The sequence below is a fragment of the Micromonospora sp. NPDC093244 genome, from assembly GCF_040683695.1.
Classification (GTDB): domain Bacteria; phylum Actinomycetota; class Actinomycetes; order Mycobacteriales; family Micromonosporaceae; genus Micromonospora.
Genome location: NZ_JBFBEO010000002.1, coordinates 261,405 through 286,446 on the forward strand (window position 1 = coordinate 261,405; position 25,042 = coordinate 286,446).

Here is a 25,042-nt window from a genome sequence, read left to right on the forward strand (position 1 = left end):
CGTCCGGCGGCGGCACCGCCGCTACGTCCGCCGACGTACCCGCCGCCGCCGGTCTGGCCTGCCGCTCTCCCGCGCGCCGGGGAAGCGGCGGCGCACACACCGGTGAGCGATATGACTCCCAGGTATGAACATGACTCTGCGGTATGTCGCTCGACGAGGTGGTCGGCTCGCACGAGCAGCTGGCCGTCGTCGCGCGACGCGCGGCTCGACGACGGCCGGGAACCGCCGGTCAGACGGCGGCGAGGACGGCGGCCTCGAGGCGGGCTCGGGTGGCGTCGTCCGGCCAGCCGCCCACCAGGTAGAAGGCGTCCACCACGTCGCCGCCGAGGGTGGAGATCCGGGCCGCGCGGACCAGGGCGCCGGCCTCGTCGAGCGCGCAGGCGACCCGGTAGAGCAGCCCGGCGGCGTCGGCGGCGCGCAGTTCCAGGAGCACGGCGTCGGTGGCCGCCTCGCGGTGCCACACCACGCGGGGTGCCGCGCCGGCGCCACGACCGGCGAGCGCACGCCCGCGCAGGCGCTGGGTGACCGACACGTCCCCGGCGACGGCGCGGCGCAGGTCGGCCCGGAGTGGGACCGGGTCCGGTGGCAGCCCGTACCGGGGTTGCACCCGGCACTCGACCAGGGCCCGCCCGTCGACGGCCGAGGCGTCCGCCGAGATCACTTCCAGCCGGTGCAGCGCCAGGCAGCCGGCGACCGTGGCGAGCAGCCCACGCCGGTCGGCGGCGGCCACCGCCACCCGGTCCTCGGCGAGGTGGACGACAGGCAGCGGCCCGGCCAGCAGTGCCGGGTCCGGAGCCGGAGGCTCGGGCAGTACGCCGGTGTCCAGTGCGGTACGGACCCGGGAGACCAGCTCGGCGACGAGCCGGCCCTTCCAGTCCGACCAGGCCGCCGGCCCGGTCGCCGCCGCGTCCGCGCGGACCAGCGCGTGCAGCAGGTCGAGCGTGCCGGTGTCACCTACCGCCTCCGCCACCGAGGCGATGGTGACCGGGTCCGCCAAATCCCTGCGGGTGGCCACGTCGGGCAGCAGCAGGTGCAGACGTACCAGCCTGCCGATCAGCTCGGCCTCGGCGGCCGGCAGTCCGATCCGGGTCGCCACCGCCTCGGCGAGCGGCACCCCGACCGTGCTGTGGTCACCGGGGAGGCCCTTGCCGATGTCGTGCAGCAGGGCGCCGAGCAGCAGCAGGTCGGGGCGTTCCACCTCGCGGGTGTGCCGGCTGGCCTCGTGTGCGGTCTGCACCAGGTGCCGATCGAGGGTGTAGCGGTGCACCGGGTTGTGCTGGGGCAGGCTGCGCAGGCGGGTCCACTCGGGCAGCCAGCCGTCGACAAGCCCGTACCTGTCACACGTCTCCCAGGCCGGCACCAGACCGGGACCGGCGCCCAGCAGCGTGGTGAGCGCGGCCCTGGCCTCGGCCGGCCAGGGCGCGGGCAGCGGGGGGCAGTACGCCGCCAGCCACTCGCAGGTGGCTCGCGCGATCGGCAGCCGGGTGGCGGCCGCCGCGGCGGCGATCCGCAGGGACAGGCTCGGGTCGGGGCGTGCTCCGATCGCGGTCCGCGCGAGCACCAACTCGCCGTCGTGTTCGACGACGTCACGGGCCACCGGGCGGCGGACGGGACGACCGTTTCCGCCCCGGGACCTGCCGGACCGCAGCCGGTCCGCGGCCCGGAAGGCGTCGTCCAGGGCGTGGCTGACCGTGCGGGCGTCCCCGGCGACACGGCGCAGGAGAGCGTCGCCGTTCTCCAGCCCCAGCAGCGCGGCCACGCCGTCGCGTTCCTGGGCGACCAGCCGGTCGACCCGTCGGCCGACCTGCTGGTGCAGGGCGTCGCGGGTGTCCAGCAGGCGCCTGTGGGCGGCGCGTACGGCAGGGCGCAGCGCGTCGGTGATGCCGGCGGCGGAGATCGCCCGCAGCAGCCCCACGTCCCGTAGCCCGCCGGCGGCCTCCTTGAGGTCACCCTCCAGCAGGAAGGCCAGCTCGCCGTGGGCCTGCCAGCGGGCCTCGGTGACCGTCCGCAGACCGGGCAGGTGCCGCACGGCGGTGCGCCGCCAGTGGTCGGCGGCGGTACGGATCAGCGAGTCGGCCAGTGCCCGGTCGCCGGCCACCAGCCGCGCGTCGAGCAACCCGAGGGCCACCTTGACGTCGTCCTGGGCCACCGACAGCGCTTCGGAGACGGTGCGTACCGAGTGGTCGAGGCGCAGGCCTGCGTCCCAGATCGGGTACCACACCGAGGCGGCCAGTTCGTCGGTGCCGGGCACCCCGGCGTGCAGGAGGACCAGGTCGAGGTCGCCGTACGGCGCGCACTGCCGACGCCCCAACCCGCCGACGGCGAGCAGCGCCACGCCGTCCCGCGCCGGCAGCAGCCCGCGCAGGAAGGCGTCGTACGCGGCCGCCCGCCCCACCCGGGCGGCCTCCCCGATCCCCCCGCGTACGCCGACGACCTCGTTGATCAGGAGGTTCGCGTCGCCGTCAGCTGCCTGACCGGACGCGTTCCCCTTGATCAACGAGGTCATGTCAGTGGTGGTCGACGTCAGAGGGCGTCGAGGCCGCGCTCGCCGGTGCGTACCCGGACGACCTCTTCGACACCGGTGACCCAGACCTTGCCGTCACCGATCTTGCCGGTACGGGCGGCGCCGACGATGGCGTCCACCACCTTGTCCACGTCGATCTCGTCGGTGAGCACCTCTACCCGGATCTTGGGCAGGAACTCGACCGTGTACTCGGCACCCCGGTAGACCTCGGTGTGCCCCTTCTGCCGCCCGTACCCCTGGACCTCGCTGACGGTCAGCCCGGCCACGCCGAGGGCGTGCAGGGCCTCCTTCACCGCGTCCAGCTGGTACGGCTTGATGACCGCGGTCACCAGCTTCATGTCCAACCCCTCCATCCCAGGAACGTTAACCGGCGACCTTTTCGCTTACGGGCTCGGCGGGCTCCGCCTCCGGCTTGGCGCCGCTCGTACCGCCACCGGGGGTGCCGATGCCGGCCATCGCGAACGCGCTGCCCGTGCCGCCGCCCGCAGGAGACAGGTCGTAGCTGCTCTCGGCGTGCTCGGCGATGTCGATGCCCTCGACCTCGGCCTCGCCCCGGACGCGGAAGCCGATCGTCTTCTCGATGACGAAGGCCAGCACCCAGGCGATGCCGAACGACCACACGGTGACGATCAGGCCGGCCAGGGCCTGCCGTCCGAGCTGGGTCGCGCCGCCGCCGTAGAAGAGGCCGTCGGAGGCACCCACCACGTCGCTGATCGCGGCGTTCACCGAGTTGGTGGCGAACAGGCCCAGCCAGAGCGACCCGATCCAACCACCGACGAAGTGCACACCTACCACGTCGAGGGAGTCGTCGAAGCCGAGCTTGTACTTGAGGCCGACGGCGACGGCGCACACCGCGCCGGCGACGACGCCGAGCAGGACGGCCGCCCAGGGGGCGATGAAGCCACAGGCCGGGGTGATGGCGACCAGGCCGGCGATGGCGCCGGACGAGGCGCCCACCATCGTCGGCTTCCGGTCCTTGATCCACTCGACAGCGATCCAGCCGAGCACCGCCGCCGCCGTGGCGAGCTGCGTGTTGATGAAGGCGAGACCGGCGACCGAGTCGACGGTCAGTTCCGAGCCGGCGTTGAACCCGAACCAGCCGAACCACAGCAGACCGGCGCCGAGCGCGACGAGCGGGATGTTGTGCGGCTTCATGCCCTCACGCGGCCAGCCGAGCCGCCTGCCGAGCACCAGCGCCACGGCCAGGGCCGCCGCACCGGCGTTGATGTGCACAGCGGTACCGCCGGCGAAGTCGAGCGCGTGGATGTCGGCGCCGATGATGCCGCCGCCCCACACCCAGTGGGCGACCGGGAAGTAGACAAGGGTGGCCCAGCCGAACGCGAACAGCAGCCAGCCGGCGAACTTGGCCCGGTCGGCGATGGCGCCGCTGATCAGCGCGACGGTGATCACCGCGAAGACCATCTGGAAGGCCATGAACACGTAGAGCGGGACCCCGATGCCGCTGGGGTTCTCCGCCGTGGCACCCCACAGGTCGGTCTCGGCGAGGAAGGTCTTGGTGCCGAGGTACGCGCCCGGGTCGCCCCAGAAACCGTTCACGTCGGTCCCGAAGGCGACGCTGAAGCCGTAGAACCACCACAGAACACTGATGAGCCCGATGGCGGAGAAGCTCATCATCATCATGTTGAGTACGCCCTTGGCCCGGTTGAGGCCGCCGTAGAACAGCGCCAGTCCGGGGGTCATGAGCAGCACGAGCGCGGTCGAAACCAGCAGCCACGTGGTATTGGCGCCGTCGATCGTCGGTGCTTCAGGCACGCTGGCCTCCTAAAGGTGAAGTCCTCCTTCGCGGCTTTCCGGGGCAGCGTCGCCCGTAGGCCGGTTGCGCGGAAGCTTCGCGGCCGGCTGTTTCACCCAGGGGCCCGTGCCGGTTTCCGTTTCGTGACAGGTTGTTTCGTACGTGTCACGAAGTCCGCACAGTCGGCGGCATGGACGATGGTGGATCGTTCGAACAGCTCAGCGGAGGGCGTTCTCCAGGGCGTGCCGCTCGTAGTCGAGCAGCCGCAGGTCGCGCATCGGCCGGCGTAGGTGGCCCTTGTGCACGATCCGAACGAACGCCGGCTCACCGGCGGCGGCCATTCGACGGATCCCCTCGACGTGGTCCACGATCCGCTTGCGGATGGTGCGGATCAGCCGGTGCCGGTCCCGCGGGATCAGCCCGTACGCGTCGGCGAAGAGGCGCAACCGGCGCGGCCTGTCCGGACGCCTCCACCCCAGGGTGATCGAGTCCCGGTCTGCGAAGATCGGCACCCACGTCCAGGCCGCGTACGCCACGTCGTAGATCCGGGCGCCTGGCGACGCGAGGTCGAAGTCGATCAGGCCAAGCGTGCCGTCGGGTCGCCAGATCACGTTGTGCGGCGCGGCGTCGTGGTGGCAGATCACCTCGGTGTCCGGCGGCGGCGGCCCGAACGAGCGCCAGACCGCACCGGGCGGCGGGGTGAAGCCGTACTGCGCGTCGTGGAACATCCGCAGCATGGTGGCGACTGTGACAAGCGCCTCGTCGGTCACCCAGTGGGGGGCGAGCGGGTACTCCCCGCACTCCCCCTCCAGGTACGACAGGACCTCGCGGTTGCGTTCGTCCATGCCGAGCGCCTTGGGGGCGCCTGTGAAACCCACGTACTCCAGGTGCCGCAGCAGCGCGTGCACGGACGGGGTCCACGGCCCGGCGTTGCGACGGACGGTGTCCCCGACCCGGACAACCGTGCTCACGTTGCCGCCGTGCAGCGGGATCTCCTGCGAAGTCACGTACGGTCTCCCGAGGCGCTGCGAGGGGTGGCCGGGGTCGCGCCAGCCCGCGTACGCGCGATCGTCGGTGGTCACCAGAGACTACGCGTCCCGTCCGGTGGCCTCGGTCCCCAGCAGCGCGTCGACGAACTGCGCGGGGTCGAACGGGGCCAGGTCGTCCTTGCCTTCGCCGAGACCGACGAGCTTCACCGGGATGCCGAGCTTGCGTTGTACGGCGATCACGATGCCGCCCTTGGCGGTGCCGTCGAGCTTGGTCAGCACCACGCCCGTCACGTTCACCACCTCGGTGAAGACCCGGGCCTGTTCCAGGCCGTTCTGCCCGGTGGTGGCGTCCAGGATGAGCAGTGTCTCGTCGATCGGCCCCTGCTTCTCGACCACGCGCTTGACCTTGCCCAGCTCGTCCATCAGGCCGACCTTGTTCTGCAGCCGGCCGGCGGTGTCGATGAGCACGGTGTCCACGCCCGTGTCGATGCCGCGCTTGACCGCGTCGAAGGCGACGCTCGCCGGGTCGGCGGCCTCGGGCCCCCGGACGGTTTCGGCGCCGACGCGGGACCCCCAGGTCTCCAGCTGGTCGGCGGCGGCGGCCCGGAAGGTGTCCGCGGCGCCGAGCAGCACGCTGCGGCCGTCGGCCACCAGCACCCGGGCGATCTTGCCGCAGGTGGTGGTCTTGCCGGCGCCGTTGACGCCGACCACGAGCACGACTGCCGGGACGCCCTCCTTCGGGGCGGTCCGCAGCGAGCGGTCCATGCCCGGGTCGAGGGCGTTGACCAGCTCGGCGGCGAGCAGCGCGCGCAGCTCGGAGGCCGAGCGGGTGCCGAGCACCCGGGTCCGTTCGCGGAGCCGGTCGACGATGTCCCGGGTGGCGTCGACGCCCACGTCGGCGCTGATCAGGCTGTCCTCGATCTCCTCCCAGACGTCCTCGTCGAGGTGGTCGCGGGCGAGCAGGCCGAGCAGACCCTTGCCGAAGACGTTCTGCGAGCGGGACAGCCGCGAGCGGAGCCGGACCAGCCGCCCGGCGGTCGGCTCGGGCACCTCGACGGGGGGCGCCTCGATGACCGGTGGCGGCTCGACGAGGACACCAGTGGACAGATCGGACTCGGGTGCCTCGACCGGCGGGCCGGCGAGATCCTCTTCGGCCCTGGTGTCGACCTCGGTGCGGGGCAGCGGGGGCTCGGGCCGCCGCCGCAACCGCGGCACGACCAGCCCGACTGTGCCGGCGATCAGCACACCGAGCAGGACCAGAGCGAGGACGAGATATTCGGCCATGCCGGAATCCTGTCAGATGGCGGCGACGGCGTCCCAGCCACCGCACCCGGCTGGTGCCAGGAACCGGCGGTAGGCTCGGCGACATGCCCGCCGCACACCTCCTCATCGGCCCACTCCTGCGGCGAGTCGTCGACACCAGGGCGACCATCTGGGTGGAGACGGCGGCGCCCGCCGTGGTCACGGTCCGCACCGCCGGCGGCGCCACAGGCACCGCGCCCACCTTCTCGGCGTACGACCACCACTACGCCCTCGTCGTGGTGGAGGGGCTCACTCCGGACAGCACGACCACCTACGAGGTGCTCGTCGACGACGAGCTGGTCTGGCCGGTGGCCAGCAGCGGCTTCCCGCCGAGCGTGATCCGCACCCGGGCGGCCGACGACCGGGACCAGCCGGTCAACCTGATCTTCGGATCGTGCCGGGAGACCACCCAGCACTCCACGACCCGCAGGCTGCCGCCGGACGCGCTCGACGCGTACGCCAGGCGGTTGATGGCCGACCCGGAGTCCGACGCGCTGCCGGACCTGCTGGTGCTGCTCGGCGACCAGGTGTACGCCGATGTGACCTCGCCGACGGTGCGGCGGCTGCTGCGTCGGCGCCGGCGGCGGCCGAAGGGCGCGCCGGCCGACCAGGTGGTGAGCTTCGACGAGTACACGAAGCTGTACCTGGAGTCGTGGCGCGATCCGGAGATCCGCTGGCTGCTGTCCACCGTGCCGAGCGTGATGATCTTCGACGATCACGAGATCATCGACGACTGGAACACCTCGAAGTCGTGGCGTGCCGAGATGCGCGAGCAGCCGTGGTGGCAGGAGCGGATCGGCAGCGGGCTCGCCTCGTACTGGGTCTACCAGCACCTCGGCAACCTCTCCCCGGACGAGATCGCCGCCGACCCGGTCTTCGCGAAGGTCGCCGCCGCCGAGGACGCCACGGGCGTGCTGCGCGAGTTCGGGCACCGCGTCGACCAGGAGTCCGACCTGGCGCATGACACGGAGCGCTGGCGGGCCGTGCAGTACCAGTGGAGTTTCGCCCTGGACCTGGGCCGGACTCGGCTGGTCATGCTGGACAACAGGTGCAGCCGGGTGCTGGAACCGGGCAGCCGGGCGATGCTGCCGCCGGGCGAGTGGTCCTGGTTCCTCGACCAGGCGCACGGCGTCTACGACCATCTCGTGGTCGGCGCCTCGCTGCCCTGGCTGCTGCCGCAGGGCATCCACCACATCGAGGCGTGGAACGAGAAGCTGGCGGACTCGCGCCGGCCGTGGGTGGCGCGCGGCGCCGAGAAGCTGCGCCGGGCGCTCGACCTGGAGCACTGGGCGGCGTTCCGGCGGTCCTTCGAGGCGCTCGGGGAGACGTTTGCCCGGATCGGCACCGGCACCCCTAGGGAGTCGGGTGCCCGGGTGGGTGCCGGCCCGGCGTACGCCCCACCGGCGTCGATAAGCGTGCTCTCCGGGGATGTGCACCATTCGTACGTGGCCCGGGCCCGGTTCGCCGACCCGGCAGTTGTCACCCCCGTACACCAGCTCACCTGCTCGCCGATCCACAACCAGGTGCCGGCCGGGATCCGCCCGTTGATGCGGCTGGGCTGGTCGGCGGGTCCGGCGGGGGCCACCCGGGCGCTGGCCCGTTCGGCGGGTGTCCGCCGGCCGGGGGTGCGCTGGCGCAAGCTGGCCGGGCCCTACTTCGGCAACGCGGTGGCCACCCTGACCCATGAGGGGCGTGGGGCGGACGTGACGATCGAGGGCACCACGAAGGACGGACGCCTGCGGCCGGTGATGCGGCGCCGACTGTCGGCAGCCGGCGAGCGGGCCGCGTCGTAGTCTCTAGCCCGTGGATGAGCACCTGCCGGAGCCGATCCGGGCGGTCGAGCACGAGTTGACCGCTCTGTTGCGTCGTGGCCGGGCGGTTTCGTGGGAGATCGCCCGGGAGGTGCACCCGAACCTCGAACCGAACACCTACGGGCTGCTGCTCTGGCTGCGGCGTAGCGGGTCGATCCGGTTGACCGAGTTGGCGGCGCGGCTCGGTGTGGGCAAGGGGACGCTGAGCCGGCAGATCAACGCGCTGGAGGTCCTCGGCCTGGTCCGCCGCGACCCCGACCCGAGCGACAGGCGGGCCGCGCAGATCACGTTCACCGAGGAGGGCCAGCGCCGGTTCGACGCCGCCCGTTCCGCGCGGGTGGGGGAGCTGCTGCGCACCATGAACGACTGGCCGGCCCGGGACGTCGAGGAGTTCGCGCGTCTGCTCGGCCGGTTCAACGACGCCTGGCAGTGACAGCGCGGTGCGGGGAATGAACCTCGGGTCTCATAGGTTGTTGCTTCAGGCAACTAGTTCTGAATGGTTGCCTCAGGCAACGCTCCCGCGCGGCCCCCCGCTTCCACCCCTCGACTCCACCCGGAGGCAGCAACGATGAGCCAGGCGACAGCGCCCACCCGGGCGACCGGCGTCGACATGACCCACCGGCAGATCCTGCAGGCCCTCTCCGGCCTGCTGCTCGGCATGTTCGTCGCGATCCTCTCCTCCACGGTCGTCTCGAACGCGCTGCCGCGGATCATCACCGAGCTGCGCGGCGGTCAGTCCGCGTACACCTGGGTGGTCACCTCGGCCCTGCTCGCGACCACCGCGACCACCCCCATCTGGGGCAAACTCGCAGACCTGACCAGCAAGAAGCTCCTGGTCCAGATCTCCCTGGGGATCTACGTGCTGGGTTCGGTGCTGGCCGGCGCCGCACAGGGCACCACCGAGTTGATCGCCTGCCGGGTGCTCCAGGGCATCGGTGCCGGTGGCCTCACCGCGCTGGCCCAGGTGATCATGGCGACCATGATCGCGCCGCGCGAGCGGGGCCGCTACAGCGGCTACCTCGGCGCCGTGATGGCCGTCGGCACCATCGGCGGCCCGCTGATCGGCGGTGTGATCGTCGACACCTCGTGGCTCGGCTGGCGCTGGTGCTTCTACGTAGGCGTGCCGTTCGCCATCGCCGCGCTCGTCGTGCTCCAGAAGACCCTGCACCTGCCTGTCGTGAAGCGGAAGGCGCAGATCGACTGGTGGGGCGCCACCCTGATCACCGCGGCCGTATCGGTGCTGCTGATCTGGGTCTCGCTCGCCGGTGGCCAGTTCGCCTGGGCCTCCTGGCAGAGCGTCGTCATGGTGGTCGGCGCCCTGGCGCTCGCCGCGCTGGCGATCCGGGTGGAGACCCGGGCCGCCGAGCCGATGATCCCGCCCCGGCTGTTCCGCAACCGCACCATCGCCCTGGCTGTCGTCGCCAGCATCGCGGTCGGCGTGGGCATGTTCGGCGCCTCGGTCTTCCTCGGCCAGTACTTCCAGATCAGCCGTGGCCAAAGCCCGACCATGTCCGGCCTGATGACCCTCCCGATGATCCTCGGCCTGCTGGTGTCCTCGACGCTGAGCGGCCGGATCATCACCCGGACCGGCCGCTGGAAGCGGTTCCTGGTGATCGGTACGGCACTTCTCACCGCCGGCTTCGCGCTGATGGGCACGCTGCGGGCCGACACCAGCTTCACCCTGCTCAGCGTCTACATGGCGCTGGTCGGCGTCGGCCTGGGCATGACCATGCAGAACCTGGTCCTCGCCGTGCAGAACACCGTCGGCACGCACGAGCTCGGCGTGGCCAGCTCGACCGTGGCGTTCTTCCGCAGCCTGGGCGGCGCGATAGGCGTCTCCGTGCTCGGTGCGGTGCTCGCCCACCGGGTCACCGGCTACACGGCGGACGGCCTGGGACGGCTCGGCATCTCCGCAGCCGGCTCGGGCAGCGGCGGAGTCCTGCCCGACGTGCACACCCTGCCCGGCCCGATCCGGACGGTGGTGGAGAGCGCGTACGGCCACGGCGCCGGTGACATCTTCCTGGCCGCCGCGCCCTTCGCGCTTGTCGCGCTGATCGCGGTGATCTTCATCAAGGAAGTGCCGCTGCGCCAGCACAACAGCTCACCGACGACAGGCGACATCGAGCGGAAGCCGACAGTGGAGGCAGCGGCATGAGCGTGGGAGCACCCGACCGCGAGGAGTACGGCCCCCGGACCCGTCCGGTGCCGTTCGAGCGGGGCACCGACGGTCCCCGGGTCGTCCTGGTCGGCGTGGACGGCACCCGCACCTCCGAGCGGGCCGGCGCGTACGCCGCAGGCCTGGCCCGCCGCCAGGGTGCCGCCCTCGTGGTGGTCTTCGTCAGCTCGTCGAGCGGGCTGAGCGCACTCGTGCCCGGGGTGGACGCCGCCGCCATCCAGCGCACCCACGACGAGCTGGCCGACGAGCTGCGTCGCGAGTGCCGGCGCGGAGCCGAGGAGTGGCGGCTCCCGGTGACGTTCCTGTGCCGGCGCGGCGACGCGTACACCGAGCTGTGCGCGGCAGCCGACGAGTGCCAGGCCGACATGGTCGTGGTGGGCGCCTCCGAACAGGCCGGTCACCGGCTGGTCGGCTCGGTCGCGACCCGCCTGGTCCGCACCGGGCGCTGGCCCGTCGTCGTGGTGCCGTGAAAACCCGCTCGCGGCTGTCGTACCCGAGCCGCAGGATGACCCGATGACGACATGGAGAGCACCGGAGATCGACCGCAGGCACGAGCCCCTGGTCGCTGATGAGCGCACCATGCTGGACGGCTGGCTCGATTACCACCGCGACACCCTGCTGCACAAGTGCGCCGGCCTCACCGCCGAGCAGTTGCTCACGGCAAGCGTCGAGCCGTCCGGCTTGAGCCTTCTCGGGTTGGTCCTGCACATGACCGATGTCGAGCGCTCCTGGTTCCGCCAGCGCTCCGCCGGCCAGGACCTGCCCGACCTCTTCGACTACAGCACCGACAACGACGCCGACTTCCACGCTGCGGCCGGCGCCGACGCGGAGGCCGCCTTCGCCGCCTTCAAAGCCGAGGTCGAAGCGGCACGGACCGCGGCCGAGGGACGGTCCCTGGACGAGACGTTCACGCTGATCCGCAGCGACGGGACCCGCACCTTCAGCCTGCGCTGGGTGTACGTGCACATGATCGAGGAGTACGCCCGGCACAACGGCCACGCCGACCTGATCCGGGAACGCATCGACGGCGTCACCGGCGACTGAGCGCCCTCAGTAGTCCAGGGCCGCCCGCAGGTAGCGCAGGTCGGCGTGTCCGCCCCAGCGGTGCGCCGACAGCCCGGCGGCGCGGGCGCCCCGGATCGCCCAGTCCTCGTCGTCCACGAAGAGCACCCGGGCCGGCGGGGTGGCAAGCGCCTGGCAGGCGGCCTGGAAGTACTCCGGCGTCGGCTTGTGCACGCCGACCGCCGAGGAGTTGACCACCACGTCCAGCTCGCCGACCAGGCCGAGCGCGGCCAGGTCGGTGTCGAGCAGGTCGGTGGCGTTGGTGCCCAGCCCAACACGGACGCCCGCCGCGCGGACCTCCCGGACGAACTCCAGCACCTCCGGGTCGACCTCACCCCGGTAGCTCTGCCACTGCTCGACGGCGGCGCGCGCCCGCTCCGGGTTGCCCACCGACTCGGTGAGGGCGTCCGCCACGCTGCTCATCCACTCGGCGTGGCTGACCTGACCGGTGAGCACCGGCTGGAGCCGCCCCCACTGCATGGCGATCTCGCCGAGCACCCCCTCGGAGAGGCCGTATTCCTTCTCGACCCCGGCGGCGACCGCCGGGTCCCACCGGCGCAGTACCCCGTCGAAGTCCAGCAGGAGCGCCGTCGCGCGTTCCCGAGCCACTACCCGTTCTCCTCGCCGCGGCTGTGCCGCTTGTCGTCCTCGTCGGCCCGGTTGAGCCGTTGGCTGATCACCTGCGTGACCCCGCTGCGCATGGTCACGCCGTAGAGCGCGTCGGCGATCTCCATCGTCCGCTTCTGGTGGGTGATGACGATCAGCTGACTCTTCTCCCGCAACTGTGCCAGCAACGTGATCAGCCGGCCCAGGTTCACGTCGTCCAGGGCCGCCTCCACCTCGTCCATGATGTAGAACGGGCTGGGCCGGGCGCGGAAGATCGCCACCAGCATGGCCACCGCGGTCAGCGACCGCTCGCCACCGGAGAGCAGCGACAGCCGCTTGATCTTCTTGCCCGGCGGGCGGGCCTCCACCTCGACGCCCGTGGTGAGCAGATCCTCGGGGTCGGTGAGGATCAACCGGCCCTCGCCGCCGGGGAAGAGCACTGTGAACACCTGCTCGAACTCCCGGGCGGTGTCCTCGAACGCGCTGGCGAAGACCTCCAGGATCCGCTCGTCGACGTCCTTGACCACGGTGAGCAGGTCCCGCCGGGTGGCCTTGAGGTCCTCCAACTGCTCGGAGAGAAACTTGAAGCGCTCCTCCAGCGCGGCGAACTCCTCGAGCGCGAGCGGGTTGACCTTGCCGAGCAGGGCCAGTTCGCGTTCCGCCTTGGCGGCACGCTTCTCCTGCACCGGCCGCTCGTAGCGGACCGGCTCGGGCACCGGCAGCCCGTCCCGTTCGGCGATCGCCACGTCGGCCTGGGTGGGCGGGACCGGCTGGTTGGGGCCGTACTCGGCGACCAGGCTCTCCACGTCCAGCCCGAAGTCCTCGGCGGCCTTCGCCTCCAACTGCTCGATGCGCAGCCGCTGCTCGGCGCGGGCCACCTCGTCCCGGTGCACCTGGCTGGTCAGCCGCTCCAGCTCGGCGCCGAGCCGCTTGGCGGCCCCGCGTACCTCCTGGAGCTCCGCCTCGCGGGCGGCCCGTTCCCGGGCGACCGCGTCGCGGTGCTCCTCGGCTGTCGCGATCGAGGTGGTGAGCCGGGTCAGCGCCTCGCGGGCGCCGCCCGCGACGGCCCGGGCGATGCCCGCGCCCCGGGTACGCGCGGCCCGCCGGGCAGCGGCGCGTTCCCGCGCGGCGCGCTCCGCGGTGGCCTGCCGCGCGAGGGAGTCGGCCCGGCCGGCGATCGAGGAGACCCGCTCCTCGGCGGTACGCACCGCGAGCCGGACCTCCATCTCGTTCTGCCGGGCCTGCGGCACCATGGCGGCGAGCTGGTCCCGTTCCTCGGTGGAGGGCTCGGCGTCGACAGGGGTCTCCTCGGCCAGGCGCAGCCGCTCCTCCAGCTCGGCGAGCGCGGTGAGGTCCCTCTGCCGGGCGGCCTCGGCGCGGGAGCGGGAGTCGCCGAGCCGGTCGGTCTCCGCCTTCGCCGAGCGGGCAGCCGCGCCCAGCTCGGCGAGCCGGCGGGCGGCGGCGTTGCGGTGGCTCTCCGCCTCGCGCTTTTCGGCGGCGGCGTGCTGCACCCGCTCCTTGGCGGCGGTCACCTCGGCGCGCGCCTCGACGAGTTGGTCGCGCAGTTCCGCGCCGGCCTGCTCGGCGGTGAGCCGGTTGGTACGGGCTTCCTCGACGGCGGCCTGCACCTCGATGTAGCTGGGTGCCTTCGCCGACCCGCCGGCCGCCGCGTACGCGCCGACCACGTCCCCGTCCGGGGTGACGGCGCGCAACTCCGGGTTGCCGGCGACAAGCTCCGCCGCGGCGGCCAGGTCGTCGACGAGCGCCACGTCCCGCAGCGCCCGGTGCACAGCCGGACGCAGCTCGGCGCCGCACTCCACCAGGTCGGGTGCCCAGCGGGCGCCGTCGGGCAGCTTCGGGCGCAGCGCGTCGGCGGAGCCGGTCATGCCAGGTCCGGCCGGGCTGCCGATAAGCAGGCCGGCCCGGCCGGCGTCGGAGATCTTCAACAGCCGCATCGCCTCGACTGCCTCGTCGACCCCGCTCACGGCGACCGCGTCGGCGAGCCCACCGAGCGCGGCGGCCAGCGCGGCCTCGTTGCCGGGGGCGACGGTGAGCAGCCCGGCGAGGCTGCCGAGCAGGCCGGGTACGTCGTCGGCGCGGGCGAGCAGCGCGCCGGCCCCGTCCTTGCGCCGCAGACCCAGGGCGAGCGCCTCCTCGCGGGCCTTCCAGGTGGCGGCGTCCTTCTCGGCGGCCCGCTCCGCGTCGGCGAGCGACCGGACGGTGGCCTGCGCACGCTCCTGCTCGGCGACCGCCTCGGCGTGCCGGGCGTCCAGGTCGGCGTTGTCCCGGTCCGCCTCGGTGGACTGCGCGGCCACCGCGTCCAGGTCGGCCTGTGCCTGTTCGGCACGGGCAAGCGCGTCGGCGTGCGCGACGGCGAGCCGTTCGATCTCCTCGCCGGCGCTTGTGGTCCGGGCGCGGGCCGAGTTGACCTGGCCGGTGAGCCGGGCCATTCCCTCGCGCCGGTCGGCGATGGCCTTGGCGGCGGCGACCAGCTCCCGTTCGGCGGCGGCGAGCTGCCGTTCCAGCTCCTGGCGGTGCTCCACCGCCTCGGCCAGCCGGATCTGGTCGTCGGTGAGGGCCGCGCGCAGCTCCTCCTCCTGCTCGCGGACGCGTTCGGCCTCGGCCTCCAGCTGGTCCGGGTCGCGGCCGGGCCGCTCGTCGTCGCCGGTGGCGCTGAGGTGCCGCAGGCGTTCCCGGGCGAGTTGCTCGATCGAGCGGAAGCGTTCCTGCAGGGCGGACAGCTTGTACCAGGTGTCCTGGGCGGCGGCGAGCAGCGGAGCGTCCTCCGCGAGGGCAGCCTCCAGTTCGCCGAGCCGGCCCTGCACCTCGGCGTGCTCACCCTCGATCTGCTCGCGGCGCTCCCGCAACGCGGTCTCGTCGGCGATCTCCCGGTCCAGGGTGGTCCGCAGGGTGGCCAGGTCGTCCGCGAGCAGCCGCAGGCGGGCGTCGCGCAGGTTCGCCTGGATTGCGGCGGCGCGGCGGGCCACCTCCGCCTGCCGGCCCAGCGGCTTGAGCTGGCGGCGCAGCTCGGCGGTGAGGTCGGTCAGGCGGTTCAGGTTCACCTGCATGGCGTCGAGCTTGCGCAGCGCCTTTTCCTTGCGCTTGCGATGCTTGAGGACGCCGGCGGCCTCCTCGATGAACGCGCGGCGGTCCTCCGGCTTGGCGTGCAGCATGCCGTCGAGCCGGCCTTGGCCGACGATGATGTGCATCTCCCGACCGATGCCGGAGTCCGACAGCAGCTCCTGGATGTCGAGCAGCCGGCAGGAGTTGCCGTTGATCTCGTACTCGCTCTCGCCGGAGCGGAACATCCGGCGGGTGATGGAGACCTCGGTGTACTCGATCGGCAGCGCGCCGTCGGTGTTGTCGATGGTGAGGGTGACCTCGGCGCGGCCCAGCGGCGCGCGGCCGGCGGTGCCGGCGAAGATGACGTCCTCCATCTTGCCGCCGCGCAGCGCCTTGGCGCCCTGCTCGCCGAGCACCCAGGCGATGGCGTCGACGACGTTGGACTTGCCGGAGCCGTTCGGTCCCACCACGCAGGTGATCCCGGGCTCCAGCTTCAACGTCGTGGCGGAGGCGAAGGATTTGAAGCCCTTCACCGTCAGGCTCTTGAGATACACCTTCTCGATCCTCGTCCGGTGGCCGCCGTACCGTCGCCGGCTGCGCGGACCTGGGTGAACCCGCAGACTAACCCGGTGACGCGAGCGGGCCGGCACGCGACCCGCCCCGGACGGTGTCGCCGACGCGCGCGCGGCACGTCCGCAAGGGTCGCGCGGTAAAGACAAGCGCGTTTCATGATCGGCTTATCCGTCGAGGATTTCCGCGGTGTCGGCCCGTTTCCGGTATGGCTCAGTGCAAGATCAGGAATCGTCGAACGCGAAAGGGAGCCGGACAGCGTTGCGCGCCGGCACGTGACGTGTCGGCGCGCTTTTCTGCGGTGGTGCGATTCAGTTTTTCGACCCGAAGGTCAGGTCAGCGCCGGCTCGGCCAGACGGAGCAGATCGTCCGCCTCCGCCGCAGCCGCCGCGAGCCGATCATTGTCGGCACGCAGACGCGTGATCTCGAACTCCAGTGCCTGAACCCTGGCACGCAGTCGGGTGACCTCGTCGAGCAGACGCCGGTCGGGCGCTGCACCTACGTGGCCGTAGAGGGCCTTCGCCATGCTGACTCCTTGATATGCGCTGCCGGAAAGGCCGGCCAACGCGCGCCCATTTGTACGCGGCTGTCATTCCAGGCTGTATCTGGGCATGACCGGGCGCGACTGGCGACACCTATATATTGAGCCGCAAACCCCTCCTTCGTCAAGTTCTCGCAGGCCGTAGATCATCTCCACGTCGACCTGTCCACTTGTCGGGGGGCTGCCTTCACGGCACGGACACGCTCTGTCCGGACACCTTTACTGTACGCCCCGATTCCCGGAAGTCCGCCCCCTGGCGTCCTACTTCCCCTTAACTCTTCCTTAGCCACGTTGCCGCAGCTCGCAGGCGGGTCGTAGCGTCACCCGGGCCAACAACCGACCCCGTGGAGGCAAAGGCGTGTACGGCTGGACCGACCCGATGGACCCGAACGGCGCACCCCGGAGCGCCGAGCGGCAGACAGACGAGCCGGACTGGCTGCGCGACCACCCGGAGCCCCGCTCGGCCTACCTGTTCGGCGACGACCCGGACCGCCCCGGCGACGAGTGGCAGCGCGAGCAGCCCACCGCCCGCTGGCAGCCGGAGCCCGCCGCGCCCGCCGACGCGTACACCGCCGCCTGGCCGACCCACCGGCCGGCCGACGACGGCCCGACGGACTGGCGCGGTCGCGCGGACACCACAGGCGGTTGGCGCGCCGACGCCGGCCCGGAGTCCGCCGACGACTGGAGCGCCGCCGAGGCCGACCCCTCGGCACGGCCCGGCGAGGGGCGGCACCGCTCCCCGCGCCGCTGGCGGCGACCGCTCATGATCGGAGGTGCCGCCGCCGCGGCCACCCTCGTGGTGAGCTTCGGCGTCGGGGCGCTCGCGCTCCCCGGTGGCGACGACACGGCCAGCGAGCCGACGGCCGTCGACGACACGTACGCCGCGTCGGCGGCGCCCGCCGAACAGCCGGCCCTGGACACCCTCGTCGCGCCCTCCCCGAGCGGCACACCCACGGCCGCCGCCCCGCCGAGCCCGTCACCGAGCAAGGTCGTCAAGCCCAGCCCGACGCCGTCGCGTACCACCGCCGCCTCCCGACGCGTCGCACCGCGCAGCACCGGAGGGATCACCACAAACGGTTCCGGCAGCTCCAGCGGCACGGTGAGCAGCCAGGCGCGCGAGGTGGTGAACCTGGTCAACGCCGAACGGGCCAAGGCCGGGTGCAAGGCGCTGAGCATCGACGACAAGCTCATGACCGCCGCGCAGAAGCACAGCCAGGACCAGGCCGACCACCAGAACATGTCGCACACCGGCAGCGACGGCAGCAACGCCGGCGTACGGCTGGACCGCGTCGGCTACGCGTGGCGCACCTACGGCGAGAACGTGGCCTGGAACCAGAAGACCCCGGCGTCGGTGATGGACGCCTGGATGAACAGCTCCGGGCACCGGGCCAACATCCTGAACTGCGCGTTCACCGAGATCGGCGTCGGCATCGCCAGCAGCAACGGCCCGTACTGGACGCAGGTCTTCGCGGCGCCGCGCTGACCGCGCGTCGTCCGCACCCCCGCGCTCGTTTGACCCGGTGAGGTACGTCGGGCCGAGCGCGGGGCCGGCGTACCGGCCGAGGGCGGCGACGGGCCGCCCGGGACCCGGGAGCTGCCGATGCGGATCCGGCCGCGGCGACCTGCCGCGACGCGTTCACTGCGCCGACTCCTGGCCGCCGGCCTCGTGGCGGTGGTGGTCGTGCCGGCGTACGGGTGTCGCGCCGAGCTGACCCCGCCCGGAGCACCCACCGCCTGGCCGTCCGGCCAGTCCCGCCACTGGCAGTGGCAGTGGCAGCTCACCGGGCCGCTGGACACGACGGTGGACGCGGACGTCTTCCTGCTGGACCCGGTGGACACCACCGCCGCGCAGACCGCCGAACTGCGCTCGCACGACCGTCGACTGGTCTGCCAGGTGCACGTCGGATCGGTCCGGCCGAACGACCCGGACGCCAGCCGCTTCCCGGAGGTCGTACGGGGCGCGGTCGGGCGTCGACCCGGCAGCCGGTGGCTGGACGTCCGGAGTTGGGACGCGCTGCGACAGGTGCTGGCCGACCGGTTCCGGCTATGCCGGGGCAAGGGCTTCGGCGCGGTGGCCCTCGCCGACGCCGACGGGTACGCGTCCCGCACCGGGTTCCCGCTCGACTTCGACGACCAGTTGCTGTTCAACCGCCGGCTGGCCGAGCTGGCGCGCTCGCTGAGCCTCTCCCCCGGCCTGGTCAACGACGTGCCGCAGGTCGCCGCGCTCGCACCGGACTTCGACTTCGCGGTGAACGAGGAGTGCGTCCGCCTGGGCCAGTGCGCCAAACTGCTGCCGTTCGCCGACGCCGGCAAGCCCGTCTTCCACGTCGAGTACACCGGCTCGACAGGCGACTTCTGCGTCACGACCGTCGGCTACGGCTTCGCCTCGATCCGCAAGGACCGCACGCTTGACGCCTCGCGGGACCCCTGCCCGCTGCCCTGAAACGGGCTGGCCGGGCCGCTGTCGCGACCCGGCCACCCACCGTCCGGTCAGGGCACCGGCACCAGCTCCGGCGCGGGGGCCGGCGGGTCGGCGGGGGTGGGCGCCGGACGCCGACGCAGGAAGCGGGGAGCCCACCAGTTCGCGTCGCCCAGCATGGTCATCAGCGACGGCAACACCACTCCCCTGATGATCGTGGCGTCCAGCAGGATCGCCGCCGCGAGACCGATGCCGAGCTGCTTCATGTCGATCGTGCTCAACGTGGCGAAGATCGAGAACACGCCCACCATCACGATCGCCGCGCTGGTCACCACCCCGGCCGAGGAGGTGATCCCGTACGAGACGGCCTCGCGGTTGGGCATGCCCGCCCGGATCCCCTCGCGGATCCGGCTGACCACGAACACGTGGTAGTCCATCGACAGCCCGAAGAGCACCACGAAGAGGAACAACGGCAGCCAGGAGACGATCGCGCCCATCGAGGTGAACCCGAGCAGCCCCTCGGCCCAGTCGCCCTGGAAGACCAGCACCAGCAGCCCGTACGCCGCGCCGGCGGAGAGCAAATTCAGCACTATCGAGCTGGCCGCGACCACCACCGACCGGAACGTGAGCACCATGACCAGGAAGGTGAGCACCAGCACGAAGCCCATCACCAGCGGCAGCTTGTCGCGGACGTGCTGCGCGTAGTCCTCGCTGTCGGCCACGCTGCCGCCCACCGCGTACTCGATGCCGGGGATGCCCCGCAGCTCGGCCGGGACCAGGTCCTCGCGCAACGTCTCCAGTGACCGCACCGACCGGTCGTCCCGGCTGGCGTACGGGGTGGCGACGTCCAGCACCGAAACCCGCCGGTCGTCCGACACCTGGATCTTCGGGCCGTCCGCCTCGGTCGGCGCGAACAGCGGATCACCTGCGGCACGGGTGGCCAGGTCGGTGAGAGCGGCGCGGACCCGGTCGGCCTGCTCGGCCGGCGCCCGCACGGCCACCACGTGGTTGGTGCCGGTGCTCGGGAAGGCGACGGTGAGCCTGTCGTACGCCTGCATGGCCGGGGTGGTGCGGGGCAGGTCCTCCATGCCCGGGAACTTCAGCTTCATGCCCAGCGCCGGCGCGGCCAGGACGAGCAGCAGCCCGACCGAGATCACCAGGGTCACCACCGGGGCGCGCAGCGCGGGCCGGAGCAGCGCCGGCCAGAGCCGCGGCGGTCGGGGCGTGCCGTGCCGGCCGGTACGCGGCGCGGTCAACCGCCAGAGCAGCGGCACCCGCGGCCGGTCCACCCAGCGGCCGAGCCTGGCCAGCAGGGCGGGCAGCACGGTCAGCGAACCGGTGACCGCGACGGCGACCACCAGGATCGAGCCGACGGCGAGGGACGAGAAGACCACGTCGCCGGCGAGCAGCAGCCCGGCCATCGCGATGATCACGGCGAAGCCGGAGACCACTACCGCGTGCCCGGAGGTCTCCGCGGCGATCTCCACGGCGTCCAGACCGGACCGGCCTTTGGCGCGTTCCTCACGCTCGCGGCGGATGTAGAACAGCGAGTAGTCCACCCCGACGGCCATGCCGATCAGCAGGATCACCGGCGACGTGGTGTCGGTGGCCGGCACCAGGTGCGAGGCGAGGGTGGACAGACCCATCGCGGCGGCTACCGAGGAGAGCGCCAGCAGCACCGGGACGCTCGCCGCGATCAGCGCGCCGAACGCGATGATCAGGATGGCGAGGGTGACCGGCAGGCTGAGCAGCTCGGCACGCTTGAAGTCCTTGCCCAGGGTGTCGTCGAGGGCCTGACCGATCGACGGCCCGCCCACCTGCTCGACGCGTACCTGCGGATGCGCGGTCTGCACGGTGGCTGTGGCGTCGCGCAGCGGCTGCACCCGGTCCGACGCCGTCTCCGGGTCACCGGACATGGTGATCGGCAGCAGCAGCGCCGACCCGTCCCGGGCCGGGACGGGCTGGCCGACCTCGGCGACGCCGGTGACCGTCCGCAGGCGGGCGGCGGCGTCGTCGGCCGCGGCCTTCGCCGCCGCCGCGTCCAGCGCTCCGCCCCGCGAGGTGATGAGGACGTTCTCCACGGCCGGGTCGTCGAAGTCGCCGGCGTCCACGATGAGGCTGGCACGTCCCGCCTCGCCGATCGCCTGGTCACCGCTCGTGGCCTCGTTGAGACCGGCGGCGTTGCCACCGACGAAGCACACCGCCACGAACACCGCCCACAGGGCGATCGCCCGCCACGGGTGCTCGGCGCTCCACCTCGCCATCCGCACCGTCACCGGTCTGCCAGCCATCTCGGGTCCCCCTGTCACGTCAACCCCCTGTCAACTGTGCTGACGCTAGGGGCGTGACGAGGCGGTCACATCGGGGATCGGCCCTGGCCCGCCCCGGAACCCGTACACAAGGGAGGCCGGCCCGTCCGGCGGCCATTGACCGACGATCCGGGCACGCGCCGGGGTACGGCCCGGAGCGTCAGGCCGCGACCCGCCGATGCCGACCCGGAGCCGGCTCCGGGTCATCCCCGAGCGGCACCCCGAGGTCGCGGCTGGCAACGCGGGCAGCTGTACGACGAACGGTTCATGAACGCCTCGCGGCGGATCGGCGTGCCGCACCGCCGGCAGGGCTGGCCCTCACGCCCGTAGACGTTCAGCTCCCGGTCGAAGTAGCCGCTCTCACCGTTGACGTTGACGTAGAGGGCGTCGAAGCTGGTGCCGCCCTGTGTGATCGCCTCGGCGAGCACGTCCCGGACGTGACCGAGCAGCCGCTGCGCCGCCGGGCCGGTCAACGCGTCGGTGGGGCGCACGCCGTGCAGCCGGGCCCGCCACAGCGCCTCGTCGGCGTAGATGTTGCCCACCCCGGAGATCAGGCTCTGGTCGAGCAGGGCCCGCTTCACCTCGGTCCGCCGGCGGCGCAGCCCGGCGACGAACGCCGTGTCGGAGAACTCCGGATCCATCGGGTCGCGGGCGATGTGCGCGATCTCCGCGGGCAGCTCGGCGCCGCCCTCGCTCACCGACAGTCCACCGAACGTGCGCTGGTCGACAAAGCGCAGCTCCGGCCCGTCGTCGGCGAACCGGAACCGCACCCGCAGGTGCGTCTCGTCAGCGGTGCCGGGCGGTTGCAGGAGCAGCTGACCGGACATGCCCAGGTGACCGATCACGGCGTCACCGCTGTCCAGCGGGAGCCACAGGTACTTGCCGCGCCGCCGCACGTCGAGCACCGTACGGCCGGTGAGCACGTCCGCGAAGTGCGCGCCACCGGGGACGTGCCGGCGGACGGCGCGCGGGTGGCGGACCTCCACCGAGCCGATCCGGCGGCCGATGACCCACTGGGCCAGTCCCTGCCGGACGGTCTCCACCTCGGGCAGCTCAGGCACGCCCCGCCCCCGCGTCGCGGTCGACTGCCGCCCCCACGCGGTCCTGCGCGCCATCGCCCGACGACTGCTGGGCCGCGACGTCGGCCGGCATCACCTGCGCCAGGTGGTCGGCCTCCTCCGTCCGGGCCGCCCGCTCGGCCCGCTCCAGCGGACCCACCGACTCCCGGTCGGCCGACCCGTCCCGGCCAGCCGACCCGTCCTTGTCGTTCTGGTCGGCGAGCGTCCGCCAGGCCGCCTCCGCCGCCCGCTGCTCGGCCTCCTTCTTGCTGCGCCCCTCGGCGCCGCCGTACCGGTTGCCGGCCACCACCACCCAGGCGGTGAACGTCTTGAGGTGGTCCGGGCCGGTGCCCTCGATCCGGTACTCCGGCACCCCGAGCCCGAGCGCGGCCGTCAGCTCCTGGAGGCTGGTCTTCCAGTCCAGCGCGGCGCCCCGACCGGCCGACTCGGCCATCAGCGGGTCGAAGAGCCGGTGGATGACGATCCCTGCGGTGTCCAGCCCGTACTGGAGGTAGATCGCGCCGAGCAGCGCCTCCAGGGTGTCGGCCAGGATGCTCGCCTTGTCCCGGCCGCCCGTGGTCTCCTCGCCCTTGCCGAGCAGCAGGTACGCGCCGAGGCCGTCCGGGCCCAGCCCACGGGCCACGTCGGCGAGCGCCCGCATGTTGACCACGCTGGCACGCAACTTCGCCAACTGCCCCTCGGGCAGATCCGGGTGGTTGTGGAAGAGCGCCGTGGTGATCACCACGCCGAGCACCGAGTCGCCGAGGAACTCCAGCCGCTCGTTGGTGGGCAGACCACCGTTCTCGTACGCGTACGAGCGGTGGGTCAACGCGCGTTGCAGCAGCTCCGGTTCCAGGCTCACGCCGAACGCGGCTTCCAGGTGACCGACGGACGCCCGCCGCCGCTTGTCGTTGCTCATGTGCGTACCTCGGTGTCGGTGGAACGGTCGGTGTTCTCCGTCGCGACGTCGCCGTCGAGCAGGGCGGAGACCAGGTCGGTGGCGTGCCGCCGCCACAGGTGGGCGGCGAGGGCGATGCCGGAGGCGACATCGTCGGCGCGGGCGGAACCGTGGCAGACGACCACGGTTCCCGCCACGCCCAGCAGTGCGGCGGCGCGGGGGGCGCCGCCCCCGGCGGGCGGGCCGCCGGCCATGGCGTACGCGCCCTCGATGGCCTTGAGCAGCACGTTACCTGTGAAGCCGTCGGTGACCACGACATCGGCGCGCGCGCCGAGCGTCACGTCGTACCCCTCGACGAGGCCGACGTAGCGTGCCCCGCCGGGCAGCGGCTCGACGGCCAGCAGCGGGTCGGTGGCGCGGCGGACCCGGTCTCCCTTGCCCGCCTCGGTGCCGACCGAGAGCAGGCCGACCCGGGGCGCGGCGATCGAGTGCGCCACCTCGGCGTACGCGGCGCCGAGCACGGCGTGCCGGGCGAGGGTGGCGGGGCGGGGCTCCAGCGAGCCGCCGACGTCGAGCAGCACGACCGGCCCGGTGAGCGCGGGCAGGGTGGCAGCCAGGGCGGGCTGGCGGATCTCCGGCCAGCGGCCGAGACCGAGCACGGCGGCGGTGACTGTCGCGCCGGTCGCGCCGGCCGAGACCAGGGCGTCGGCGGTCCCGTCGCGCACGGCGGTGACCGCGGCCCGCACGGTGCTCTCGGCCCGGGCGGCGCTGGGATGGTCGGCCATGCCGACGACGGCACGGACCGGCCGCACGGTGATCCGGGACCGCTGGGCCGGGTCGAGCGCGGCGATCATCTCGTCGGCGACCTCGGTCGGACCGACGAGCAGCAGGTGCAGGTCAGGGTCGGCGCGCACGGCCCGCAGAGCGCCGTCAACCACGACGGCGGGAGCATCGTCCCCGCCGAGGAGGTCAACGGCGATCCGCGCGGTGCCCGGCTCCACCGGAACGCCGACCGGGTTGGGCCGGCCGGCGTCGGAGGGAGCCGGGGCACCGGGCGAATGCCAGGGTGCGCGCGCCGCCCGACCCGGGGTCGGGGGCGTCACTCGGCGTCCAGGTCAGACCTCGATGACCTGGCGGCCGTTGTAGGTGCCGCAGACGGAGCAGGCGGCGTGCGGCAGCTTCGGGGACTTGCACTGCGGGCACGCGACGGTCGCGACCACTGTCGCCTTCCAGTTCGCCCGGCGGGACCGGGTGTTGCTGCGCGACATCTTGCGCTTCGGGACGGCCACGGTTCTTACTCCTCTGTACGGGTCAGTTGCGACAGGCCCGCCCAACGCGGGTCGATCTGCTGGTGACTGTGGTCGGCCGGCAGATCGTCCCAGTGCGCCCCGCATTCGGGGCACAGTCCTGGGCAGTCCTCCCGGCAGAGCGGGTTGGTCGGCAGCGTGAGCACCAACGCGTCCCGCAGCGCCGGCTCCAGGTCGATCAGATCGCCCTGCATCCGGCCCACCTCGTCCTCGTCGGTCGTGGCGTCCGTGGTGCTGTTCTCGTACGCGTACAGCTCCTGGATCGTCACGGCCATCGATTCGTTGATCTCGCGTAGGCAACGCCCGCACTCGCCCCGGATGGGACCGGTGATGGTCCCGGAGACGAGCACACCCTCGGACACCGACTGCAACCTCAGATCGAGGTCGAGGTCCGCGCCCTCCGGCACGCCGATCAACTCCACACCGAGGTCCGTCGGTGCCGGCACGACCCGCTGGACCTCACGCAACGCACCAGGGCGGCGCGGCAGGTCCCTCGTGTCGAGGACCAGCGGCGACCTGGGGTCGAGTGTCGATGGCGAGTGCTTGGGCATAGTCAGACTCCGGCCGGTGAGAGGCCGACAAAAAAGGTTACCTGGGCGACCGCCGGACCGTCGAACCGGGGGCGACGCCTGCCCGAGAATGTCGGCTGGTGAG

The 25,042-nt window shown here is 72.6% G+C and carries 21 protein-coding genes; 7 read left to right on the forward strand and 14 right to left on the reverse strand.

Annotated elements, in window-relative coordinates; all coding sequences use genetic code 11:
- Positions 1 to 229 precede the first annotated feature (229 nt).
- From AB0N27_RS11210 to ftsY, 5 genes are all read right to left on the reverse strand, one after another.
- On the reverse strand, positions 230 to 2,506 hold the full coding sequence (locus tag AB0N27_RS11210) for a [protein-PII] uridylyltransferase (protein ID WP_364366860.1): 2,277 nt from the start codon (positions 2,504 to 2,506) through the stop codon (positions 230 to 232).
- A gap of 17 nt (positions 2,507 to 2,523) precedes the next feature.
- On the reverse strand, positions 2,524 to 2,862 hold the full coding sequence (locus AB0N27_RS11215) for a P-II family nitrogen regulator (protein ID WP_172862163.1): 339 nt from the start codon (positions 2,860 to 2,862) through the stop codon (positions 2,524 to 2,526).
- A 25-nt stretch (positions 2,863 to 2,887) separates the two neighbouring features.
- The gene (locus AB0N27_RS11220; protein WP_364366863.1) at positions 2,888 to 4,297 is read right to left on the reverse strand and encodes an ammonium transporter; all 1,410 of its coding nucleotides are present in this window, start codon (positions 4,295 to 4,297) and stop codon (positions 2,888 to 2,890) included.
- Positions 4,298 to 4,495: 198 nt separating this feature from the next.
- Positions 4,496 to 5,359, reverse strand: coding sequence for an aminoglycoside phosphotransferase family protein (locus AB0N27_RS11225; protein ID WP_364366866.1), 864 nt, complete (start codon positions 5,357 to 5,359; stop codon positions 4,496 to 4,498).
- A 6-nt stretch (positions 5,360 to 5,365) separates the two neighbouring features.
- Positions 5,366 to 6,550, reverse strand: a complete 1,185-nt coding sequence (gene ftsY / locus AB0N27_RS11230) for a signal recognition particle-docking protein FtsY (protein ID WP_364366869.1) — start codon at positions 6,548 to 6,550, stop codon at positions 5,366 to 5,368.
- Between the two features lie 83 nt (positions 6,551 to 6,633).
- On the opposite strand from ftsY, the gene AB0N27_RS11235 reads away from it, so the two are divergent.
- The 5 genes from AB0N27_RS11235 to AB0N27_RS11255 all read left to right on the forward strand — a co-directional run bounded on the left by AB0N27_RS11235 (position 6,634) and on the right by AB0N27_RS11255 (position 11,599).
- Positions 6,634 to 8,361, forward strand: coding sequence for an alkaline phosphatase D family protein (locus tag AB0N27_RS11235; RefSeq protein ID WP_364366872.1), 1,728 nt, complete (start codon positions 6,634 to 6,636; stop codon positions 8,359 to 8,361).
- A 10-nt stretch (positions 8,362 to 8,371) separates the two neighbouring features.
- Positions 8,372 to 8,812, forward strand: coding sequence for a MarR family transcriptional regulator (locus AB0N27_RS11240; protein WP_364366874.1), 441 nt, complete (start codon positions 8,372 to 8,374; stop codon positions 8,810 to 8,812).
- A 135-nt stretch (positions 8,813 to 8,947) separates the two neighbouring features.
- Complete coding sequence (locus AB0N27_RS11245; RefSeq protein WP_364366877.1) at positions 8,948 to 10,534, forward strand: MDR family MFS transporter; 1,587 nt, start codon at positions 8,948 to 8,950, stop codon at positions 10,532 to 10,534.
- On the forward strand, positions 10,531 to 11,025 hold the full coding sequence (locus tag AB0N27_RS11250) for a universal stress protein (RefSeq protein ID WP_364366880.1): 495 nt from the start codon (positions 10,531 to 10,533) through the stop codon (positions 11,023 to 11,025). The genes AB0N27_RS11245 and AB0N27_RS11250 overlap by 4 nt, the downstream gene beginning before the upstream one ends.
- Before the next feature lie 43 nt (positions 11,026 to 11,068).
- The gene (locus tag AB0N27_RS11255; RefSeq protein ID WP_364366883.1) at positions 11,069 to 11,599 is read left to right on the forward strand and encodes a DinB family protein; all 531 of its coding nucleotides are present in this window, start codon (positions 11,069 to 11,071) and stop codon (positions 11,597 to 11,599) included.
- Positions 11,600 to 11,605: 6 nt separating this feature from the next.
- Here AB0N27_RS11255 and AB0N27_RS11260 read toward each other — a convergent pair whose 3' ends face one another.
- From AB0N27_RS11260 to AB0N27_RS11270, 3 genes are all read right to left on the reverse strand, one after another.
- A complete protein-coding gene (locus AB0N27_RS11260; RefSeq protein WP_364366886.1) occupies positions 11,606 to 12,226 on the reverse strand; it encodes an HAD-IA family hydrolase in 621 nt (206 codons plus the stop codon).
- Positions 12,226 to 15,840 (reverse strand): chromosome segregation protein SMC, encoded by a 3,615-nt coding sequence (smc, locus tag AB0N27_RS11265; RefSeq protein WP_364366889.1) that lies wholly within the window; start codon positions 15,838 to 15,840, stop codon positions 12,226 to 12,228. Before smc ends, AB0N27_RS11260 begins: the two co-directional genes overlap by 1 nt.
- Positions 15,841 to 16,187: 347 nt before the next feature.
- Positions 16,188 to 16,382, reverse strand: coding sequence for a hypothetical protein (locus AB0N27_RS11270; RefSeq protein ID WP_007456482.1), 195 nt, complete (start codon positions 16,380 to 16,382; stop codon positions 16,188 to 16,190).
- A 373-nt stretch (positions 16,383 to 16,755) separates the two neighbouring features.
- On the opposite strand from AB0N27_RS11270, the gene AB0N27_RS11275 reads away from it, so the two are divergent.
- Positions 16,756 to 17,880, forward strand: coding sequence for a CAP domain-containing protein (locus AB0N27_RS11275; RefSeq protein ID WP_364366893.1), 1,125 nt, complete (start codon positions 16,756 to 16,758; stop codon positions 17,878 to 17,880).
- Positions 17,881 to 17,997: 117 nt separating this feature from the next.
- The gene (locus tag AB0N27_RS11280; protein WP_364366896.1) at positions 17,998 to 18,840 is read left to right on the forward strand and encodes an endo alpha-1,4 polygalactosaminidase; all 843 of its coding nucleotides are present in this window, start codon (positions 17,998 to 18,000) and stop codon (positions 18,838 to 18,840) included.
- Positions 18,841 to 18,887: 47 nt separating this feature from the next.
- On the opposite strand, the gene AB0N27_RS11285 is transcribed toward AB0N27_RS11280, so the two are convergent.
- The 6 genes from AB0N27_RS11285 to AB0N27_RS11310 form a co-directional block, all read right to left on the reverse strand.
- Positions 18,888 to 21,107 carry an MMPL family transporter gene (locus AB0N27_RS11285; RefSeq protein ID WP_364366899.1) on the reverse strand — a complete coding sequence of 740 codons (2,220 nt, stop codon included), beginning with the start codon at positions 21,105 to 21,107 and terminating at the stop codon, positions 18,888 to 18,890.
- A 221-nt stretch (positions 21,108 to 21,328) separates the two neighbouring features.
- Complete coding sequence (gene mutM, locus AB0N27_RS11290; RefSeq protein WP_364366902.1) at positions 21,329 to 22,186, reverse strand: bifunctional DNA-formamidopyrimidine glycosylase/DNA-(apurinic or apyrimidinic site) lyase; 858 nt, start codon at positions 22,184 to 22,186, stop codon at positions 21,329 to 21,331.
- Positions 22,179 to 23,102: a ribonuclease III gene (gene rnc / locus AB0N27_RS11295; protein WP_364366906.1), complete on the reverse strand. Its 924-nt coding sequence runs from the start codon at positions 23,100 to 23,102 to the stop codon at positions 22,179 to 22,181. Before rnc ends, mutM begins: the two co-directional genes overlap by 8 nt.
- Positions 23,099 to 24,082 carry a phosphate acyltransferase PlsX gene (locus AB0N27_RS11300; protein ID WP_364370628.1) on the reverse strand — a complete coding sequence of 328 codons (984 nt, stop codon included), beginning with the start codon at positions 24,080 to 24,082 and terminating at the stop codon, positions 23,099 to 23,101. The genes rnc and AB0N27_RS11300 overlap by 4 nt, the downstream gene beginning before the upstream one ends.
- Positions 24,083 to 24,196: 114 nt before the next feature.
- Entirely contained in the window at positions 24,197 to 24,370 is a 174-nt protein-coding gene (rpmF, locus tag AB0N27_RS11305; protein ID WP_074317731.1) for a 50S ribosomal protein L32, read from the reverse strand.
- 5 nt (positions 24,371 to 24,375) lie between these two features.
- Positions 24,376 to 24,939, reverse strand: coding sequence for a YceD family protein (locus tag AB0N27_RS11310; RefSeq protein WP_139587729.1), 564 nt, complete (start codon positions 24,937 to 24,939; stop codon positions 24,376 to 24,378).
- Between the last annotated feature and the right edge of the window lie 103 nt (positions 24,940 to 25,042).